The 20628-nt window shown below is 65.6% G+C and carries 14 protein-coding genes; all 14 read left to right on the top strand.

Annotated elements, in window-relative coordinates:
- The first annotated feature begins 3 nt into the window (after window positions 1–3).
- Entirely contained in the window at window positions 4–1365 is a 1362-nt protein-coding gene (gene tssK, locus BR41_RS14920; RefSeq protein WP_035058380.1) for a type VI secretion system baseplate subunit TssK, read from the top strand.
- Window positions 1362–2669 carry a DotU family type VI secretion system protein gene (locus BR41_RS14915; protein WP_035058378.1) on the top strand — a complete coding sequence of 436 codons (1308 nt, stop codon included), beginning with the start codon at window positions 1362–1364 and terminating at the stop codon, window positions 2667–2669. Before tssK ends, BR41_RS14915 begins: the two co-directional genes overlap by 4 nt.
- Entirely contained in the window at window positions 2666–6277 is a 3612-nt protein-coding gene (tssM, locus tag BR41_RS14910; RefSeq protein WP_035058376.1) for a type VI secretion system membrane subunit TssM, read from the top strand. Before BR41_RS14915 ends, tssM begins: the two co-directional genes overlap by 4 nt.
- 2 nt (window positions 6278–6279) lie before the next feature.
- Entirely contained in the window at window positions 6280–6981 is a 702-nt protein-coding gene (gene tagF / locus BR41_RS14905) for a type VI secretion system-associated protein TagF (RefSeq protein ID WP_211251757.1), read from the top strand.
- Entirely contained in the window at window positions 6975–8789 is a 1815-nt protein-coding gene (locus BR41_RS14900) for a serine/threonine protein kinase (protein WP_084187218.1), read from the top strand. Before tagF ends, BR41_RS14900 begins: the two co-directional genes overlap by 7 nt.
- A gap of 8 nt (window positions 8790–8797) precedes the next feature.
- Window positions 8798–9871 (top strand): type VI secretion system protein TssA, encoded by a 1074-nt coding sequence (gene tssA, locus BR41_RS14895; RefSeq protein WP_211251756.1) that lies wholly within the window; start codon window positions 8798–8800, stop codon window positions 9869–9871.
- Between the two features lie 294 nt (window positions 9872–10165).
- Complete coding sequence (gene tssB, locus BR41_RS14890; protein WP_035058575.1) at window positions 10166–10714, top strand: type VI secretion system contractile sheath small subunit; 549 nt, start codon at window positions 10166–10168, stop codon at window positions 10712–10714.
- The gene (tssC, locus tag BR41_RS14885) at window positions 10711–12225 is read left to right on the top strand and encodes a type VI secretion system contractile sheath large subunit (RefSeq protein WP_035058374.1); all 1515 of its coding nucleotides are present in this window, start codon (window positions 10711–10713) and stop codon (window positions 12223–12225) included. The genes tssB and tssC overlap by 4 nt, the downstream gene beginning before the upstream one ends.
- Window positions 12226–12414: 189 nt before the next feature.
- Window positions 12415–12906 carry an Hcp family type VI secretion system effector gene (locus BR41_RS14880; RefSeq protein WP_035058372.1) on the top strand — a complete coding sequence of 164 codons (492 nt, stop codon included), beginning with the start codon at window positions 12415–12417 and terminating at the stop codon, window positions 12904–12906.
- 604 nt (window positions 12907–13510) lie between these two features.
- Window positions 13511–14341, top strand: a complete 831-nt coding sequence (locus BR41_RS14875) for a type VI secretion system accessory protein TagJ (protein ID WP_035058369.1) — start codon at window positions 13511–13513, stop codon at window positions 14339–14341.
- Window positions 14334–14924 (top strand): type VI secretion system baseplate subunit TssE, encoded by a 591-nt coding sequence (gene tssE / locus BR41_RS14870; RefSeq protein WP_084187216.1) that lies wholly within the window; start codon window positions 14334–14336, stop codon window positions 14922–14924. Before BR41_RS14875 ends, tssE begins: the two co-directional genes overlap by 8 nt.
- Window positions 14924–16813 (top strand): type VI secretion system baseplate subunit TssF, encoded by a 1890-nt coding sequence (gene tssF / locus BR41_RS14865; RefSeq protein ID WP_035058366.1) that lies wholly within the window; start codon window positions 14924–14926, stop codon window positions 16811–16813. The genes tssE and tssF overlap by 1 nt, the downstream gene beginning before the upstream one ends.
- Entirely contained in the window at window positions 16810–17931 is a 1122-nt protein-coding gene (gene tssG / locus BR41_RS14860; protein WP_084187214.1) for a type VI secretion system baseplate subunit TssG, read from the top strand. The genes tssF and tssG overlap by 4 nt, the downstream gene beginning before the upstream one ends.
- Entirely contained in the window at window positions 17924–20614 is a 2691-nt protein-coding gene (gene tssH / locus BR41_RS14855; protein WP_051711030.1) for a type VI secretion system ATPase TssH, read from the top strand. The genes tssG and tssH overlap by 8 nt, the downstream gene beginning before the upstream one ends.
- Window positions 20615–20628 lie beyond the last annotated feature (14 nt).

Here is a 20628-nt window from a genome sequence, read left to right as displayed (position 1 = left end):
GCGATGAAATCCCATAACCCGGTTCCGGCGATGGCCGCCGCATTGCGGCAGCGCGTGGTGTGGAGCGAAGGCATGTTCCTGCGCCCGCATCACTTCCAGCAGCTTGAGCGCTACTTCGAGCACTACGTGCAGGCGCGCAGCTTGCCGCTGCAGGGCTTCCATTGGGGCTGGCACCGGCTGGAGCTGGATCGCGCCGCGCTGGCGCTGGGCCGCATCGTGCTGCAGGGCGGGGCAGGGGTGCTGCCGGATGGCACGCCGTTCAGCTTCGATGCCGACGATGCGCCGGCTGCGCTGGAAATCCCGGCGGAGCTCAAGGAGCAGACCATCGTGCTGGCGCTACCACTCTGGCGCGCTGGCACTGATGAACTGGGTGATGGTGAGGGCCAGCAATGGACCCGCTACACCGTCACCGATTTCGAAATCGAAGACGCCAACGCCGCATCGTTCGGCCCGGCCGTGTTGCAAGCCGGCCGGCTCGATCTGCGCCTGCTGCCCGAATCGGCCATGAACGGCGATTGGCAAGCGCTTGGCGTGCTGCACGTGCTGGAGCGGCGCAATGACGGGCTGGTGCTGCTGGACGACGGTTATATCCCGCCATTGCTCAGCGCCACGCGCCACCCGGTGTTGCGCGGCTATCTGGATGAGCTGCACGGTCTGCTGCAGCAACGCGGCGATGTGCTGGCCGAGCGCTTGTCCCAACCCGGCCGCGGCGGCGTGGGCGAGGTGGCTGATTTCCTGATGCTGGAACTCATCAACCGCTATACCGCCGTCACTTGGCAGGCGCAGCAGGCGGCTTGCCAGCACCCGATGCAGTTGTTTGGCGACTGGCTCAAGCTGGCCTGCGATCTGGCTACCCATACCGCCGAACGTCGCCGGCCGGGCGTGCTGCCGGAATACCGGCACGACGCCTTGCGCACCACCTTCGCGCCGCTGATGGCCGAGCTACGCCGTGCGCTGTCCACGGTGCTGGAGCAGCACGCGATCCCGATCCCGCTGCAGGAACGCGGCAACGGCGTGCGCGTGGCGCAGATTCCGTCGCTGGAGCTGATCCAGCAAGCCGGCTTCGTACTGGCGGTGAATGCCGACATGCCGGCCGACGTGCTGCGCACGCGCTTTCCGGCCCAGCTCAAGATGGGTGCGGTGGAACGCATCCGCGATCTGGTGCTGTTGCAGCTGCCGGGCATTGCGTTGCGCCTGTTGCCCGTCGCGCCACGGCAATTGCCTTATCACGCCGGCTACACCTATTTCGAGCTGGAGAAGAGCGGCGAATTCTGGAAGCAGCTGGAGAAATCCGGCGGCCTCGCGCTGCACGTGGCCGGTGACTTCCCCGGCCTGACCATGGAGTTCTGGGCGGTGCGCGAATGAACGCCGGTTTCGGAACTGCCTTCGACCCCCTGGCGCAGCCAGCCGGCTTCGTGCCGCCCAACCCCGGCGGTGGTGCCAGCGCCATGCCGCCACCGGCCGTTGCGCCGGCGCAGCGCATCATCAGCGGCAGCAACCCGCTGGTCGCTGCGGCCAACCCGTTGCTCAATCTGGTGCCGCAAATCCGCAGCACGGTGCAACACGCTGATCCGGCACGGCTGCGCGGCCAGTTGCTGGAGGAAATCCGCCAGTTCGAGCTGCGCGCCCGCGAGGCTGGCGTGCCGACCGAAACCATCATCGGCGCTCGCTACTGCCTGTGCACCACGCTGGATGAAGCCGCCACGCTCACGCCGTGGGGCGGCGGCGGTGTCTGGTCGGCGCATAGCTTGCTGGTCACCTTCCACAACGAAACCTGGGGCGGCGAGAAATTCTTCCAGTTGCTGGCGCGGCTCTCGCCGCATCCGCAACAGCACGTCGATCTGCTGGAGCTGCAGTACTTCTGCCTGGTGCTGGGTTTCGAAGGGCGCTATCGCGTGATCGACCAAGGCCGCTCGCAGCTCGATGCGCTCAAGCAGCGCCTGCTGCAGATCATCCGCAGCGCCCGTGGCGAGTACGCACGGCCGCTCTCAACGCACTGGCAAGACCCGACCGTCGCGCCGCCCACCGCGCAACGCATCGTGCCGGTCTGGGCCGTCGCCGCCGTCGCCGCGTTGTTGTGCCTGGCGCTGTTCGCCACCTTGCAAGTGCTGCTGGCTGGGCATTCGGACAACGTCTTCACCGCCATCGACCAACTGCGCCTGCCGCGTGTGCTGTCCGTTGCGCCTGTCGCCAAGGCCCCGGTCAAGCCGCGCTTGGCGCAGCTGCTGGAGCCGGAGATTCGTGATCGCCTCGTCACCGTGCGCGATGAAGCCGACCGCAGCGTGGTGATCTTGCGTGGCGACGGCTTGTTCGATTCCGGCGCGGCCACCGTCATCGGCCGTTACCAGCCGCTGCTCGCCCGCATCGGCGATGCGCTGAATACCACCGAAGGCGCGGTGGTGGTGATGGGCTACACCGATGACATCCCCACGCGTGGGCTGCGTTTCGCCTCGAACTGGGAGCTGTCGCAAGCGCGGGCCGATACCGTCAAGGCGCAGCTGCAGGCGCGGCTTACCAACCCCGGCCGCGTGCGGGCGGAAGGCCGTGGCGCGGCCGATCCGGTCACGCCCAACAACTCGCCGGAAGATCGCGCCCGCAACCGTCGCGTCGAAATCACCTTGCTGGCGTTGCCCGGCCCGGTGGACGCCAAGGCGGAGGCCAAGCCATGACGCGGGTGTTCGGGTTCCTGTCACGCGTGTTCGGCTTCATCTTCAGCCGGCACCTGTGGATTTTGCTGGGGCTGATTGCATTCGCGATCCTGATCTGGTTGCTGGGGCCGCTGATCGCCATCGGGCGCTTCCGGCCGCTGGAAAGCGAGGCCGTGCGCCTGCTGCTGATCGTGATCATGTTCGCGGTCTGGCTGGCACGTCTGGCATATCGCAGCTGGCGGGCGGCGCAGCTCAATGCGCAATTGCTCAACCAGATTCGCACCCCTACGCCGCGCAACGCTGCGGCCGAGGTGAGCAACCCGCAACTGGAAGAACTGCGCGTGCGCTTCGACGAAGCAGCCGAGCGGCTCAAGACCGCCCGCTTTGCGCCGCAAGGCCGCGGGCAGTGGCTGGAGCGCTTCTCGCAGCAGTATCTGTATCAACTGCCGTGGTACGTGTTCATCGGCGCGCCGGGCTCGGGCAAGACCACCGCGCTGGTCAATTCCGGGCTGGATTTCCCGCTGGCGGATCAGTTCGGCAAGGCGGCGATTCGCGGCGTGGGCGGCACGCGCAATTGTGATTGGTGGTTCACCAACGAGGCGGTGCTGATCGATACCGCCGGCCGCTACACCATGCAGGAAAGCAACCGCGAACAGGATCAGGACGAGTGGCAGGGCTTTGTCGCGCTGCTGAAGAAATTCCGCACCCGCCAGCCCATCAACGGCGCGATCCTCACCATCAGCATTGCCGATCTGCTGGGCGCGAGCGAGCAGGAGCGCACGGCGCATGCGATGACCTTGCGCAAGCGCCTGCAAGAGTTGCGTGCGCAGCTGGGCATCAACTTCCCGGTCTATGTGCTGGTGACCAAGGTCGATCTGCTGGCCGGCTTCACCGAATACTTCGCCCAGCTCGGCCGCGAGGAACGCGCCCAGGTGTGGGGCATGACCTTCCCGCTGAATGCGGTGCGCTCGCCGGGCTTCGATCTGCCGGCCGTCTTTGCAACCGAATACCGGCTGCTGCTGGATCGGCTCTATGCCAGCCTGCCCGAGCAGATGCTGGCCGGCCATGATCCGCGCCAGCGTGAACTGGCCTATCTGTTGCCGCAGGAATTCGCCGGTCTGCAGGCGGTGCTGGGGCAATTCATTGCGCAGGTGTTCGTCGAATCCCGCTTCGAAGCCAGCGCCTTGCTGCGCGGCGTGTATTTCACCAGCGGCACGCAGGAAGGCACGGTGTTCGAGCGCGTGATGGGCGGCATCAAGCGCTTCCTGCAAGTGGACGGCCAAACCCATACCCCGCAGATCAGCGAGCCAGGCCGCAGCTTTTTCCTGCGCCAGCTGATGCAGGACGTGATCTTCAAAGAGGCCGGTCTGGCCGGCAGCAACGAGCGCTGGCAGCTGCGGCAGCGCTGGGCCCGCCGCGCCGGCTACGCGGCCGTGGCGCTGGTCACCCTGTTGCTGACGCTAGGCTGGTTCGCCAGTTACAGCAACAACCGCGCCTATATCGATGAAGTGGCCGCCCGCGTGCCGGACGTCGCCAACCGCATCAGCGCGGTGAAGATCAGCGATCGCGGCCAAGTTACCTCGGTGATGCCGGCGCTCGACTTGCTGCGCGCCTTGCCGGCGAGCACGCATTGCGACGTCAACAGCCCGCCGCTCACTTATCGGTTTGGTTTGTTCCAAGGCGGCAAGCTCAACGCCGCTGCCGATGGCGCATATGCCCGCGCATTGGAAGACGGCCTGCTGCCGCAACTGGCGCGACGGCTGGAAGAGACCCTGCGCACCGCGCCGGCCAACGATATCGAATACAGCTACAGCGCGCTCAAGGCCTACCTGATGCTGTACGACCCGGGCCATTACGACGCTGATTTCCTGCAAGCGTGGCTGTCGCTGGATATCGAACGCAGCCTCGGTGCCGACGTGACCCGCGCCCAGCGCACCGCCTTGCGCCAGCATCTGGCGCGGCTGTTTGCCGATCACGCCGTCAGCTCGCCCTATGCCCGTGATGACGCGCTGGTGGCGCAAGCGCGTGAACGGCTGCGCAGCCATACGCTGGCAGAACGCAGCTATAGCGGCATCAAGCGCACCTTGCTCAGCGATAACCGCCTGACCCCGTTCAACATCGCCGATGTGGTCGGCCCGCAGGCCAGTCTGGTGTTCCGTCGCGCCAGCGGGGCCAGCTTGAATCAAGGTGTGCCGGGGCTGTTTTCGTATCGCGGTTACTGGCAGGTGTTCGCGCCGCGCATCGAGGCCGACGTGACTGCACGCGGTCTTGAAGAGACTTGGGTGCTGGCGCTGAAGCAGCCGGAAGTGACCGGGCCGGAGACGATGGCCAACTGGACCCGCGAAGTGAAGCGGCTGTATTTCACCGATTACGCCGCCGCGTGGGAAGGATTCCTTGGCGATCTGCGCCTGCGCAGCAGCCCCGATCTGGCGCAGAACATCCAGATCACCCGCACCTTGTCCGCGCCGGATTCGCCGCTGGTGCAGCTGATGACCGCCGCCGCCCGCGAGACCACCTTGCTGCGCGATAGCAGCAGCGACGAGCGCACGCTGGTCGATCAGGCCCGCGACAAGGTCGCCACCAGCCGCGAATCGCTGGAAAACCTGTTCGGCAAGCCGGATGCGGCAGCGCGCCAACCCGCCGCCCGCGCTGACCGGCCGGAGCAGATGGTGGATAGCCGCTTTGCCGGGTTGCGCCAGTTCACCACCTCCGCCGGGAACGGTGCACCCGCGCCGATTGCCGCGGTGCGCGATACGCTCAACGAGCTGTACACCTACCTGACCGCCACCGATGCCGCCTTGCGTGACGGCAACGCCCCGCCCAGCGATCAGGTGTTGAGCAAGATTCGCGCCGATGCCGGCCGCTTGCCGCTGCCGTTCCGCAACATGCTGGGCGATCTGGCGACGGCATCGGATGGCAACGTGGCGCACGTGGTGCAAAAGCAGCTTGGCCAAAGTGTGGGCGCGGATATCGGCGTGTTCTGCCGCGAGGCGGTCAGTGGCCGCTATCCGCTGGCACATGGCTCGGCGCGGGATATGACGCCGGGTGACTTCGCCCAGCTGTTCGCGCCGGCCGGCCTGATGGATGACTTCTTCCAGAAGCACCTCGCCAATCAAGTCGATACCGCCGCCCGGCCGTGGCGCTTCAAGGGCGAGGCGGGTGGACAGGCGGCATGGCTGCCGTCGTTCGAGCAGGCGGCGGTGATCCGCGATGTGTATTTCGCTGGCGGTGCGCGCACGCCGTCGATCCGGGTCGAGTTCAAGCCGATCCAGCTCGATGCCGCCATCTCGCAGATCGTGATCGACATCGACGGCCAGATCGTCCGCTACGCACATGGCCCGCAGGTGCCGATGCAAATCCAGTGGCCCGGCACGCGAGGCAGCAATCAGGTACGGGTGCAGACCGTCGGGGCCAATGGCGCGAACGGCGGTTTCGTCACCGAAGGGCCGTGGGCCTTGCACCGGCTGTTCGACCGCGCCGCACTCAGCCCCGGCCATGTGCCGGAGCAGACCATCGCCAGCTTCGATATCGGCGGCAACAAGGCGGTGTTCGAAGTGACCGCCGCCAGTGTGCGCAGCCCGTTCCGGTTGCCGCAACTCGAATCCTTCTCTTGCCCGGGGCGCACGTGAACATGGCCTTGCATGACATGAGCTATCCGGTCAGCAGCGACGCCGTGGGCTGGTACGGCAAGATTCCGGCCGCCGGCGATTTCGTCACCCGCGAGCTGCCGTACCCGCTGCTGCGCGTGTGGGAGCGCTGGATGCAGAACGGCCTTGGGGCGCTGCAGCAGGCTGATCCGCAGCTGCTGGCGCGGCATTACGCCGTCGCCCCGGTGTGGAATTTCTTGCTGCCGGCGGGGCTTGGCTTCGATTGCGTGCAACTCGGCGCATTGGCCCCGAGTTGTGATCGCGTCGGCCGCTATTACCCGGTCATGGCGATCCAGACCTTGCCGCTCGCCAGTTTTGATAACGCACAGCTGGATCGCTCCGGCCCGTTCTACCGCCAAGCCGGCAGCGCCATTCTCGATGCGATTCGCCACGGCCATTCGGTCGAGCACCTGACCCGCCAGCTGGCCGGCCTGCCGCACGATTGGCACGCCACGCGGCACAGCGCCGGCTATGGCGACATCCTCGCCGTGCTGGAATCGCCCGCCAGTGTTTCGTCCGGCTGGCCCGATCTCTCGCTGTATTTCGATGCCAATGGCGTCACCAGCTTCTGGTGGACGCATCAGGGTGACGGCTCGCCGCTACAGACCCACGCCCATACCGGCGAGTTGAATAACGCGCTGTTCGCCCGCCTGTTCGGGCCGCAGCAGGGATACGCCCAATGTTGACCGATTCGCTGCTCGATCCGCCGTCCACCAATGCTCAATCCAATGCCCAAGGGGGCTCTGGCGCGGCGCAACCGCTGCCGGTGGGGCATCGCATGGGTGAGCTGGAAATCACCGGCGTGCTCGGCATCGGCGGCTTCGGCATCGTCTACCGGGCGTTCGATCATGCGCTGCAGCGCGTGGTGGCGATCAAGGAATACATGCCCGGCATGCTGGCCGTGCGCCGGGGCGACCTGACTGTCTCGCTGCGCAGCGAACGCCACGCCGCCACCTTCCAGGCCGGGCAGACCGGCTTCATCAACGAGGCGCGGCTGCTGGCGCAGTTCGATCACCCGTGCCTGATCAAGGTGCTCCGCTTCTGGGAAGACCACGGCACCGCCTACATGGCGACGCCATTCTACGAAGGCCAGACGCTGAAACAGCGCCTGAGCGGGGGCAGGGCGCTGGCCGAGGGCGAAATCCTGCGGCTGCTGGCCGCGTTGCTGGGCGCGCTGGAAACGCTGCACCGCGCCCAGTGCTTCCATCGTGATATCGCGCTCGACAACATCCTGATCCAGCCGGATGGCCGGCCGGTGCTGCTCGACTTCGGCGCGGCGCGCAAGTTGATCGGCGATCTGGTCGATGACAACACCATCATGCTCAAGCCCGGTTATGCGCCGATCGAGCAATACACCGACGACCCGGCGTTCCGCCAAGGGCCGTGGACCGATCTGTATGCGCTGGGCGCGGTGATTCACGTGCTGGTGAGCGGCGAGCTGCCACCGGCCGCGGTGGTGCGCAGTATTCAAGACAGTTACGTGCCTTTGGCCGGCCGTGCGCTGGGCTATAGCCCGCGTCTGCTGCAAGCGGCCGATCGCGCACTGCAAGTCCGCATCGAAGACCGACCGCAAAACGTCGTCGCCTTCGCCGGGCTGCTGGGTTTGCAAGCGGATGCGCCCGGCCAGTACAGCGTGCCGGAGCCGACTGCGTTGCCGGTGCGTAGCGAGCCTGTCGCAGAGACACCGCTTGAACCGCTGCCGCCCGCCGAACCACCCGCACCAAGCCGCGCCGAAGCGGCGTGGGTCGAAGCCGCTTCCGTCACTGGTGCCACGACCACGCCGCCTGTAGCACCAGTGCGTTCGCGCAAGGTGTTCTGGCTGATCGGGTTGGCCGCCGTTGTCGTCGTGGCTGGCGTTGCCTTTGTGCTGCTGCAGATGACACCGCGAGCGGCTCAGCCTGCTCCCGCACCGACGCTCAGGCCGTTGGCTGCTGCGCCGCTGCCTACAAGAGTTCCGCTGGCGGAGTTACCGACTCCCGCGCCACTCACTCCAGCAGCTCCAGTCGCCGCCAGCGTAGTCGCCGACGTAGCACCGCAACCAACCGCCCAACCCGACCAAGACGCACTGGACTGGAAGCAGGCCCGCGCCGCCAACACCGTCGCCAGCTATCAGCATTACCTGCAGCAATACGTTGGCGGCACGCACGAAGCCGAGGCCCGTCGCCTGCTGGCCGCTGCCGAAGCGCGGCAAGCGCCGGCCGCAACCGACAAGCCGGCACCCGCCGCGAAGAATGACATTCCGCTGGCCGAGGGCAAGCCGGTCGATGAGATCAAGCCGGGCAAGGCCGTGCCGGTGCAATTGCATATCCAGCCGTGGGGCGAGGTGTACGTGGCCGGCAAAAAGCGTGGCGTGAGCCCGCCGCTGAAGACGCTCTCGCTCGCGCCCGGCAGTTACGAAATCGAAATCCGCAACGGCCAGTTGCCGCCGTACCGCACCCAGCTGGTGGTGCCGGCAGGGGCGAGCGATAGCGTGATCGAGCACCGTTTCGAATGAGCCAGCCCATGACCCCCCTTATGTCCAGCCAGCCGCTTGATGCCATTGCAGATCGCCCCGTGCCGGATCGCCTGACGCCGCTGCTTGCGCCGGTGAGCGACGCGCATCCCGGTGGCGACGATCTGGAATACACCGCCGAATTCCTTGCGCTGATGCAAGCCGCCCAGCCGCAGGCCGAGCAGCAATACGGCGACACCATCATCCCCGCGCAAGCGCCGGATTGGCGCGTGGTGATCGCGCAAGCCGAGCAGTTACTGGCACGCAGCAAGGACGTGCGCGTTGCCGTGCTGTTGACCCAAGCGTGGACGGTGCAACGCGGGCTGACCGGGTATGCCGAGGGCGCGCAACTGGTCGCCGCGCTGCTGGCCCGCTATCGCGCCAACGTCTACCCGCGCTTTGACGAAGACGGCGAACACGATCCGCTGCCGCGTTACAACGCGCTGGCCGGCCTGTTCGATGCGCAAGGCTGCTTGCGGGCGCTGCGCGACACCGTCCTGCCGGCCGCCAGCGGCCTGATGCTGCGCGAGATCGAACTGGTGTTCGATGGCGGGCAGCCCGAGCGGCTCGACTACCCCGGTGGCCGCGAGCGCCTGCGGGCGGAACTGGCCCGCAGCTGGGACAGCGCCGACCCGGCCTTGCGCGCCATCCCGGCTACCTTGCAGGCGCTGGACGACATCACCGCCTGCTGCCGCACTGATCTGGGTGATGACTGGCAGCCGGATGTTTCCGCGCTGGAAAAGACACTGCAGCGCGTGCTCGAAGCCGCCAGCCCGGCAGCGGTCAACGCGCTGGAAGCTGACCCGGCCGTGGATACGCCAGCTGATGCCGCTGCGACACCGATTGCCGTCAACCCGGCCGGCCAGCCGGACTGGCGGACGCTGGAGCTGCGCAGCCGCGACGACGTCAACCTGCTGCTGGACAAGGTCTGCCTCTATCTGGAGCGCTACGAGCCCAGCCACCCCGCACCCATCCTGCTACGCCGCGCCCAACGCCTGATGCAGCTCGGCTTTTACGACATCGTGCGCGACTTGGCACCGGATAGTTTGGCGCAGATCGATCTGTTGATCGGGAGGACGTCGTGATGTTGCGGCAATCCATCCACAACCTTGTCCAGGCACACATTCCCCCCTTCCTCGAAGGGGGGGTAGGGGGGATTTCTGCGTCGATGGAATCTGCTACGACGTTTGCAATGTCGCCGAAATCCCCCCTAACCCCCCTTCAAAAAGGGGGGGATGGCAACGTAAAGCGTTGCCAGAAAGCCTTTGAACTGGCGCTAACCACTGCACAGACCCGCACCCCCCAACCCCAATCCCCCCGCGCATCCCGCGCCAACCCTCTCTTGATCCCCCCTTTGTATCCATTTGGAGCCCATGACCATGGCTGATTCCCGCACCGCTGGCAGCGGTCAGAAATTCGTCGCGCGCAATCGTGCGCCGCGCGTGCAGATCGAATACGACGTCGAAATCTACGGCGCAGAGCGCAAGGTGCAGCTGCCGTTCGTGATGGGCGTGCTGGCCGATCTGGCCGGGCAACAGCTGGAGCCGCTGCCGGAGCTGGCCGAGCGCAAGTTCATGGAAGTCGATATCGATAACTTCGACGAACGTATGAAATCGCTGCAACCGCGGGTGGCGTTCCAGGTGCCCAACACGCTGACGGGCGATGGGCTGTTGCAGGTCGATCTGACTTTCGAGCGGCTGGACGATTTCTCCCCCGCCAACGTGGCCCGCAAGGTCGAGCCGCTGGGCCAGTTGCTGGATGCGCGTACCCAGCTGGCGAACCTGCTGTCGTACATGGACGGTAAATCCGGTGCCGAGGAATTGATCTCCAAGGTGCTGCAAGACCCGACGCTGTTGAAAACACTGGCTGCCGCGCCGGTCGCTGCCGCCAGCCCGCACAACGATGAATCCACCGGAGCGCCGCGATGAACCAGCTTGCCTCTGTCCTCACTCGCAGCCCCGAGGGTGATAGCAGCCAGACGCAATTCGCCGATAGCGAATTCGCCGCGCTGCTGCAAAAGGAATTTCGCCCCAAAACCGATCAGGCGCGTAGTGCGGTGGAAACCGCCGTGCGTACGCTGGCCCAGCAGGCGCTCGATCACACCGTCACCATCTCGGCCGATGCCTATGGCGCGATCCAGGCCATCATCGCCGAGATCGACCGCAAGCTATCCGAGCAGGTGAACGAGGTGCTGCACCACGCCGATTTCCAGCAACTGGAAGGCGCATGGCGCGGGCTGCATCACCTCGTCAACAACACCGAGACCGACGAGCTGTTGAAGATTCGTGTGTTGCCGATTGGCCGCAAGGAGCTGGCGCGCAGCCTCAAGCGTCACAAGGGCGTCGGCTGGGATCAAAGCCCGCTGTTCAAGAAGATTTACGAAGAGGAATACGGTCAGTTCGGCGGCGAGCCGTTCGGCTGCCTGATCGGCGATTTCCAGTTCGACCACAGCCCGCCGGATGTGGAAACGCTGGGTGAGCTGGCGCGCATCGCCGCTGCCGCGCATTGCCCGTTCATTACCGCCGCCGCGCCGTCGGTGATGCAGATGGAATCGTGGCAGGAACTCGCCAACCCGCGTGATCTGACCAAGATTTTCCAGAACACTGAATACGCCGCCTGGCGCAGCCTGCGTGCCTCGGAAGACGCCCGCTACCTGGGCCTGACCGTGCCGCGTTTCCTGGCCCGCCTGCCGTATGGCGCGCGCACCAACCCGGTGGACGAATTCGATTTCGAAGAAGACACCGACAGCGCCAGCCACGACCGCTACACCTGGGCCAATTCGGCATATGCGATGGGCGTGAACATCAACCGTTCGTTCAAGAACTACGGCTGGTGCTCGTCGATCCGTGGCGTGGAATCGGGCGGGGCGGTGGAGAACCTGCCGTGCCACACCTTCCCGTCCGACGACGGCGGTGTGGACATGAAATGCCCGACCGAGATCGCCATCAGCGATCGCCGCGAAGCCGAGCTGGCCAAGAACGGCTTCATGCCGCTGGTGCATCGCAAGAATTCGGATTTCGCCGCCTTCATCGGCGCGCAATCGCTACAGCAGCCGGCCGAATACACCGACCCGGATGCATCCGCCAATGCGCGGCTGTCCGCCCGGCTGCCGTACCTGTTCGCGTGCTGCCGCTTCGCGCATTACCTCAAGTGCATCGTGCGCGACAAGATCGGCTCGTTCCACGAACGCGACGACATGGAGCGCTGGCTCAACAACTGGATCATGAGCTACGTCGATGGCGATCCGGCCAACTCATCGCAAGACACCAAGGCGCGTAAACCACTCGCAGCCGCCGAGGTATTGGTTGAAGAGCAGGAAGACAACCCGGGTTACTACTCGGCCAAGTTCTTTCTGCGCCCGCATTACCAGCTTGAAGGGCTGACGGTCTCCCTGCGGCTGGTTTCGAAGTTGCCGTCACTCAAGAAGGCTGACGGTTAAGTGACTGTTTCAGGAGTGGGCGAGCCAAAGCAGTTCGCGGAAGGCCGGCGCGCAGGAACCGGAGTGTACGTGGGTACATGAGGATTCCGAGCACCGCCCGACCGCGAAATGCGCAGGCGCAGCCCGCTCCTGGAATAGGCAGAAACACCGGCAATTCCCTCAATTCAGCGATCAGCAAGGAGCAACACCATGGCAGCATCGATGTTCATGAAGGTGGATGGCACCACCGGCGAATCCAAAGACAGCAAGCACAAAGGCTGGAGCGACATCGAGTCGTTCTCGTGGGGCGCCAGCCAGCCCGGCGCCATGTCGTCCGGCGGTGGCGGCAGCAGTGGCAAGGCCAGCTTCAACGACCTGTACGTGAGCGCGTACATGGACAAATCCTCCCCGGCCATCATCAAGCACTGCGCTACCGGCAAGCATCTGGACAAGATCGAACTCTCCGCCTGCAAATCCGGCGGCGACCAGATCGAATTCGCCAAGATCACCCTCGAAGAAGTGCTGGTGACTTCGGCGCAAGTCAAAGGCACCGATCCGAACGACCCGCAGGAACGCCTGGTGATGAGCTACGGCTTCCAGGCCGCCCGCGTGCGCAAGCAGTACTGGGAACAGACCGACCGCGGTGGCCAGGGCGCGGAAATCAGCGTGGCGTGGAACATCAAGGAAAACAAGGAAATGTAATTCCGGCTGCGGGCGGCTGGTGGTAACGGCTGCCCGCGTTTTTGTCGGTTAGGAGTTTGTTCACGATCTCTTGCCAGCAGATTTTCTCCCCTCGCCCGTTTACGGGAGAGGGGCCGGGGGTGAGGGTGCTTGCTAAGTGCCGTGTTCTTTTCACGACCCTCTCCCTAACCCTCTCCCACAAGTGGGCGAGGGGACAAATGATCACGAACAGGTTTCTCGCTAAGCAATCCGGTACTTGGAGCCTGTTCACGATCTTTTGAGAAGTCGATTCAACGAGCAGATGCGGCGCAATGCCCTTCGAGGATTGCGCCCTACAAATGCACCAAATTTTGTCGCAATGGTTGCACTGGGGCTTTTCCTCCCATTTGGCTAAGCGCCGAGGGAGTGTCGCGAGACCTTAGGAAGTTGTTCTCATAAAAGCGGACCGACCGAGGGTAGTCCGGAGGACCGTAAGGCGCAGGGTCGCCTTTGGAGTGGAGAGGGCCCAAAGGAATATGTACAGCCCGAGACAAAGTCCTTTCCCCGGCTGCGGGACGGATTCCCGCTGTAATGCTTTTAGATCGCGCCACAGGCGCATAACTGAAAAACAGGCTCTCGAGAATAGATGAACGCCCGCATCCCCCTGCCCGCAGCCCCACTGGTCGATCAGCTCGCCGACCTGCAGGCCCGCATCCGCCAGCACCCCGCCGATGCCGGATTGCGCGCCCATCTGTTCCAGCTGCTGGCGCTCTTGGGTGACTGGCCGCGGGCCGAAGCGCAGTTGCAAACCTGCCTGAAGCTCAACCCCGAATCCGCCACGCTGGTGCGCACCTATGCCAGCGCGTTGCGGGCCGAACAGCAACGTGCCCGCGTCTTTGCCGGCGTGGATGCCCCCGAATTCCCCGTGGACTTGCCGTGGCTGCATACGCTCGTCGATGCGCTGCACGCCGAAGTGCAAGGCCACGCCGACGAAGCCGCCTTGCTGCGCCAGACCGCGTGGGATGCCGCGCCGGCCAGCCCCGGTGTGCTCACCATTGAAACCGCCGACGGCGTGCAGACCGTGCCGCATGCCTGGATCGCGGATGGTGACAGCCGGCTTGGGCCGGTGCTGGAATGCTTCACCGGCGCGCACTACGCCTGGTTGCCATTCGCGGTACTGCGCAGCGTGCGCCTCGCGCCGCCGACCGGCGTATGTGATCTGGTCTGGCAGCACGTGGCGCTGGGTCTGGCCGACGGGCGCGAAATCATCGGCCTGGTGCCGGTGCGTTACCCGTTGACCGATCCATTGCCCCATGATGCCGGCGTGCTGGCCCGCCATACGGACTGGCTACAGGTGGCGCCGGAGCACTATCACGGCATCGGCCAGCGCATGTGGATCACCGATGCCGGCGAATACGCGCTGCTGGATTTACGCACGCTGCAGGCTGAGTCTGCCGAGGCTGCAATCGATGGCTGAGCAACGCCGGCAGATTGGTGACCGTGATCGACCGCGCGGAGGCGACCCGAATAGACCGCGCGGCGGCGCGCGCGACCGCCTGCGCCCGGCGCTGCTGGATCGCCTGACCGACGCCAACCCGCAACAGCGCAACGAGGCTGAACCACCCGGCCTGAGCGCCGCCGCCCTGCGTGCTGCCGTGCTGCGCGATCTGTCGTGGCTGCTCAACACCACCAGCATGGCCGCCGATGTCGATCTCACGCCGTTTCAGGCGGCGCAGCGCTCGGTGCTCAACTACGGCGTCGTGCCCTTGGCCGGCAAACGGATTTCCGAGCTGGATTGCCAGGAGCTATCGACCGGCCTGCGCCTTGCCATCCTGCAATTCGAGCCGCGGTTGTTGCCGGATAGCGTCGAAGTGACCTGCATCAGCGAGGCCGATAGCTGGTCGCTGCGCAACGAGCTGGCGTTCGAAATCCGCGCCAAGCTGTGGTCGCAGCCGTACCCGGTGGAATTCCTCGTGCGCTCCGAGCTGGATCTGGAAAGCGGCAACGCCGTGCTGCACGACTTGCTGCATGACCCGTTGCTTGAGCGGGGGCCTGCCTGATGGATGCGCGCCTGCTCGATTACTACAACCGCGAACTGGGTTACCTGCGTGAGCTGGGCGCGGAGTTTGCCGAGCGCTTCCCCAAGGTGGCCGGCCGGCTCGGCATGCACGGCATCGAAGTGGCCGACCCGTACGTGGAGCGGCTGCTGGAAGGCTTCAGCTTTCTGACCGCCCGCATCCAGTTGAAGATGGACGCGGAATTCCCGCGTTTCACCCAGCGCTTGCTGGACGTGATCTACCCAAACTATCTGGCACCGACGCCCGCCGTGGCGGTGGTGCGGCTGCAACCGAATCTGAACGAAGGCAGCCTTGCCGCCGGCTTCAACTTGCCGGCCGGCACTGCCTTGCGTGCCAACGTCGCACGCGGCGAGCAGACTGCGTGCGAATTCCGTACCGGCCACGCGCTGACCATATGGCCGCTGGCGCTGGAGAGCGTCCGCTTTACGGCTACGCCGCCCGATTTGCCCGCTGGTCTGCCGGCACGCACCCGCGCGCGCGCTGCCTTGCGCATTCGCCTGCGCATCGCGGGTGGTCAACGGATCGAAACGCTGCCGCTGGATCGGCTGGAGTTCCATCTGGCCGGCCCGGAGCAACGCGCATTGCGGCTGCTGGAGCTGGTGGCCGGCCATAGCGTGGCGGTGCTGTGCCGCGAAGCCGGGTCGGGTGGGAAGTGGGGCGCGCCGCTGGATGCCAGCGCAGTGCGGCACGAAGGCTTCGCCGCCGGGCAGGCGTTGCTGCCGAACGATGGTCGCACCTTCCAGGGCTACCGGCTGCTGCAGGAATACTTCGCCTGCCCGGCCCGTTTCCTGTTCTTCAGCATCAACGGCCTGCAACGTGCGCTGCGCGGCCTGCAAGGCGATCAGTTTGAATTGCTGTTGCTGCTGGATGAAGACGAGCCGGCGCTGGAGCGGTTGGTGGAAACAGACGATCTGGCGCTCAACTGCACGCCCGTCATCAACCTGTTCACCAAGCGGGCGGATCGGGTGCTGGTCACGCCGCAGGTGAACGAGTACCACCTGGTGGTGGATCGCACCAAGGCGCTCGATTACGAAGTGCATACCGTGCAGCAAGTCATCGGCCACGGCGTTGGCGGCGGGAACGGGCCGGCCGAGCGCGAGTTCCGGCCGTTCTTTGCCTCGTTCGGGGCGGATGCGCGTGACCACGGCGCGTATTACTCGCTACGGCGCGAACCGCGTTTGCTGTCCGATCAGGCGCGACGGCAGGGGAGTCGTACCGGTTATGTCGGCAGCGAGGTGTTCATTTCGCTGGTCGATCAGTACGAAGCGCCATTCAGCGCCGAGCTGCGCCATTTGACAGTGGAAACGCTGTGCACCAATCGCGATCTGCCGCTCTTGCTGCCGCTGGATGCCGACAGCGATTTCTCGCTGGCCGTCTCTGCGCCGGTGGGGCGCATCAAGGTGCTGCGCGGCCCGACGCGCCCGCAGCCACCGCTGGCCGATGGCGCGATCTCGTGGCAATTGATCAGCCACCTGAGCATGAATCACCAAGGCTTGACCGAACTCGATGGCGAGCAGGGCGCGACGGCGTTGCGGCAGATGCTGGCGCTCTATCTCGGCGGGGCGGATGCCGGTTTGCAACGGCAAGTGGAAAGCGTGCGCCGCGTGGCGTTCAGCCCGGTGTTCCGCCGCTTGCCACACGCGATTACCGGCGGCGGCCCGCTGGTGCATGGCCGGGGCGTGCACGTGGCGGTGACGGTGGATGAGCAAGCCTTTGCCGGCGATAGCCCGTGGTTGTTTGGTGCGGTGCTGGAGCAATTCTTTGCTCGCCACGTGGCGATCAACCTGTTCAGCGAGCTCGCGTTGCACACCACGCAGCGCGGCCAGATCGCGCGCTGGGCACCGCGCTTGGGTGCGAGGCCAGCAGCATGAATGCACCGTTGCGCCCTCCACTATCCGAGCCATTGACCAATCACTGGTCCGATAGTCCCGCGTGGCAAGCGCTGCGCGCCGCGCCGCATGCGCATGATTTATTCCATCTGCTGCGCTGGCTGGATGTCCGCGCCGATGCGCCGGCTCCGCTGGGCCGCGCCGCCCGGCCGCAGGATGAACCGATCCGGCTCGGCCAGCGGGCGTCGCTGTCGTTTGCGCCATCGATGGTGGCGGGACTGACCGAGCGCGATGGCGCACCGCCCAGCCTGTCGATCTACGGTTTTGGCCTGTTCGGCCCCAATGGCCCGCTGCCACTGCACCTGACCGAATACGCCCGCGAGCGCGAACGCATCGCCGACGACCCGACGCTGGCCGCGTTTGCCGATCTGTTCCATCACCGCCTGATCCTGCTGTTCTACCGCGCCTGGGCCGATGCGCAAGCGACCGTCAGTCTGGATCGGCCAGGGCGTGGACGTTTTGATGAATACGTTGCCAGCCTGCTTGGCCTGCCGCCGCAAGACCAGCCGGATGAAGTCGGCCGACATGCGCGTTATTACCAGGCTGGCCATCTGGCGCGGCAGGCGCGCAACCCGGAAGGGCTGCAGCAAATCCTGCAGCGTTACTTCGAGGTGCCGGTGCGCGTGGTCGAGCACGTGGTGCGCTGGGTCACGCTGGAGGCCGACGAATGCCTGGCCCTGGGTTCGAGCATGGCAAGGTTGAATATGGGACTCGGCGTAGGCAGCACGCTCGGTATCGCCGTGCGCGATGCGCAATCGCACTTCCGGCTGGTACTCGGGCCGATGCCGCTGGCGACCTACCGCCGCTTCCTGCCCGGTGGCGACAACGTGCCAGCGCTGCTGCGCTGGGTGGGCGATTACGTCGGGCTGGAGCTGGGCTGGGATGTGCAGTTGCTGCTGTCCGCCGACGAGGTGCCAGCCGGCGCATTGAGCGCGCCGCAGCCGCTGGGGCTGGGGGCGTGGCTGGGCCAGCGCCCAAGTCGCGAGGCAGCCGGCGACCTGATCATCGATTACCAAGCCGTTGCCAAGCGCGCAGCGGCCATGCAGTCCACACCGTCACGCCAAACATCACGCTTAACGCCACGAGAAGCCCATGTCTGAAATCAGTCGCATCGCCCTGTTCGGCAAGCTCGATCCGCACCTGTTCGCCGCGCTGGAAAGCGCCACCGCCTTCTGCCGGCTGCGTGGCAATCCCTATGTGGAGCTGGCGCACTGGCTGCATCAATTGTGGCAAGGGCCGGATGCCGATCTGCACCATGTGGCGCGGCATTTCCGGCTCGATGACGAGCGGCTGGGGCGCGATCTGGTCGCCGCGCTCGATCGCTTGCCGCGTGGCGCAGGGGCGGTGAGCGATTTGTCCGGCCACATTGATGACGCGGTCGAGCGTGCTTGGGTCTACGGCAGTTTGAAATTCGATGCGCAGCAAATCCGTGGCGCGCACTTGCTGGTCGGGCTGCTCAAGACACCGTCGCTGCGGCATGTGTTGGTGGGTATTTCCCGCGAATTCGAGCGCGTGCTGCCGGATGTGTTGATCGATCAACTGGCTGACATCGTGGCCGGCTCGCCTGAAACCACCGCCAGCGCTGCGCCAGCTGCAGCATCGGCGGAAGGCAGCGCAAATGCCGGCAGCGGCAAGGCGCTCAAGCAATACGCCACCGATCTGACCGCCAAAGCGCAGGCCGGCGAGATCGACCCGGTGACGGGCCGCGACGAGGAAATCCGCCAGATCATCGATGTGCTGCTGCGCCGTCGGCAGAACAACCCATTGCTGGCCGGTGAGGCCGGCGTGGGCAAGACCGCCGTGGTCGAGGGTTTGGCATTGCGCATCGCCGCTGGCGAAGTCCCGCCGCCATTGCGCGAGGTTGCGCTGTATCTGCTGGATATCGGCCTGCTGCAGGCTGGCGCGGGCGTGAAGGGCGAGTTCGAGCGCCGCTTGCGCCAGCTGATCGACGAAGTACAGGCCAGCCCGCGCCCGATCATCCTGTTCATCGACGAAATCCACACGCTGATCGGCGCAGGCGGCGCGGCTGGCACGGGTGATGCTGCCAACCTTCTCAAACCGATGCTGGCGCGGGGCGAGTTGCGCACCATCGGCGCGACCACTTGGGCCGAGTACAAGAAATACATCGAGAAAGACCCGGCGCTGACCCGGCGTTTCCAGGTGGTGCAAATCCACGAGCCGGACGAAGCCCGGGCGTTGACGATGATGCGCGGTCTGGCAGACAAGCTGGCGTTGCATCACAACGTGCTGCTGCTGGATGAGGCGATCCGCGCTGCGGTCACGCTATCGCATCGCTACATTCCCGCGCGCCAGTTGCCGGATAAAGCCGTCAGCCTGCTCGATACCGCTTGTGCCCGCGTCGCCGTTAGCCAGCATGCGCAACCACCGGTGCTGGAAGACTGCCAACGCCGCATCGAAGCGCTGCGCGTGGAGCAAAGCATCGTGGCGCGGGAATACCAGCTGGGCGCAGGCGACGCGAAGCGGCTGGATGTGCTGGCGTTGAAATTGTTGGATGAAGAAGCCGAATGCGAGCGCCTCACCGCCCGCTGGCGTGATGAAGCCGCACTGGCTAGCAAAGTATTGGCGTTGCGCAGCCAGCTGGCCGACGCCGGCGATACCGGCACCAGTAGCATCGAGCGCGATAACTGGCTGGCCGAGCTGGAGTTGACGCTGGCCCAGCTGGCCGCCCGCCAGCAAGACGAACCGCTGATTCTGCCCGCCGTCGATGCCAACGCCGTTGCGGCTGTCGTCGCGGATTGGACTGGCATTCCGGTCGGCCGCATGGTCAAGGACGAAGCCGCCGCGGTGCTCAACCTCGCCGATACGCTCAACGCCCGCGTGATCGGCCAGCGCCATGGGCTGGAGGCTATTGCTCGGCGGGTGCAGACCGCCCGGGCGCGGCTGGATGACCCGAACAAGCCGGTCGGCGTGTTCCTGCTGGCTGGGCCATCCGGCGTCGGCAAGACCGAAACCGCACTGGCGCTGGCCGAGACGCTGTACGGCGGCGAGCAGAACCTGATCACCATCAACATGAGCGAATTCCAGGAAGCGCACACCGTCAGCACGCTCAAGGGCGCGCCACCCGGCTATGTGGGCTACGGCGAAGGCGGCGTGCTGACCGAGGCGGTGCGCCGTCGGCCATACAGCGTGGTGCTGCTGGACGAGGTGGAAAAAGCCCACCCGGACGTGCATGAAATCTTCTTTCAGGTGTTCGACAAGGGCTGGATGGAAGACGGCGAGGGCCGCTACATCGACTTCAAGAACACCGTGATCATCCTGACCTCCAACGTCGGCAGCGATCTGCTGATGCAGCTCTGCCAAGACCCGGAACTGCTGCCCGAGCCCGAAGCGCTGGCCGGCGCGTTGCGTGGCCCCTTGCTGCAAACCTTCCCGGCCGCCTTGCTGGGGCGGCTATCGGTGGTGCCGTACTACCCGCTATCGGACGACATGCTGGCGCGCATCGTGGCGCTGCAGCTGGCGCGCATCGGCCGCCGCCTGCAGGACAACCACGCCATCGCCTTCCACTACACCCCGGCTGCGGTGCAGCTGGTGAGCGCACGTTGCACCGAGGTGGAATCGGGCGGGCGCATGGTCGATGCCATCCTCACCCACACCGTGCTGCCGCATATCAGCCGCGAATTGTTGCTGCGCACCGGTGAAGGTGATGCACTGGCTGAGGTCACGCTGGATGCGGCAGAGGGCGAATTTATTTACCGCTTTGATCATGCCGGCACCACGCCGCACGCCACACCGAACGCCACCGAAACCGCGCTGACCGTATGAACGACAGGAGAAAT

Origin of the sequence: Andreprevotia chitinilytica DSM 18519, assembly GCF_000711875.1 — a bacterium.
Lineage (GTDB): Bacteria > Pseudomonadota > Gammaproteobacteria > Burkholderiales > Chitinibacteraceae > Andreprevotia > Andreprevotia chitinilytica.
Note: the sequence above shows the minus strand (reverse complement) of the source record. Positions and strands in the feature narration are given on the sequence as shown.

Bases quoted from the DNA above. Each gene is read 5' to 3' on its own strand.
- tssK (WP_035058380.1), top strand. From the start codon at position 4: ATGAAATCCCATAACCCGGTTCCGGCGATGGCCGCCGCATTGCGGCAG.
- BR41_RS14915 (WP_035058378.1), top strand. From the start codon at position 1,362: ATGAACGCCGGTTTCGGAACTGCCTTCGACCCCCTGGCGCAGCCAGCC.
- tssM (WP_035058376.1), top strand. From the start codon at position 2,666: ATGACGCGGGTGTTCGGGTTCCTGTCACGCGTGTTCGGCTTCATCTTC.
- tagF (WP_211251757.1), top strand. From the start codon at position 6,280: ATGGCCTTGCATGACATGAGCTATCCGGTCAGCAGCGACGCCGTGGGC.
- BR41_RS14900 (WP_084187218.1), top strand. From the start codon at position 6,975: ATGTTGACCGATTCGCTGCTCGATCCGCCGTCCACCAATGCTCAATCC.
- tssA (WP_211251756.1), top strand. From the start codon at position 8,798: ATGACCCCCCTTATGTCCAGCCAGCCGCTTGATGCCATTGCAGATCGC.
- tssB (WP_035058575.1), top strand. From the start codon at position 10,166: ATGGCTGATTCCCGCACCGCTGGCAGCGGTCAGAAATTCGTCGCGCGC.
- tssC (WP_035058374.1), top strand. From the start codon at position 10,711: ATGAACCAGCTTGCCTCTGTCCTCACTCGCAGCCCCGAGGGTGATAGC.
- BR41_RS14880 (WP_035058372.1), top strand. From the start codon at position 12,415: ATGGCAGCATCGATGTTCATGAAGGTGGATGGCACCACCGGCGAATCC.
- BR41_RS14875 (WP_035058369.1), top strand. From the start codon at position 13,511: ATGAACGCCCGCATCCCCCTGCCCGCAGCCCCACTGGTCGATCAGCTC.
- tssE (WP_084187216.1), top strand. From the start codon at position 14,334: ATGGCTGAGCAACGCCGGCAGATTGGTGACCGTGATCGACCGCGCGGA.
- tssF (WP_035058366.1), top strand. From the start codon at position 14,924: ATGGATGCGCGCCTGCTCGATTACTACAACCGCGAACTGGGTTACCTG.
- tssG (WP_084187214.1), top strand. From the start codon at position 16,810: ATGAATGCACCGTTGCGCCCTCCACTATCCGAGCCATTGACCAATCAC.
- tssH (WP_051711030.1), top strand. From the start codon at position 17,924: ATGTCTGAAATCAGTCGCATCGCCCTGTTCGGCAAGCTCGATCCGCAC.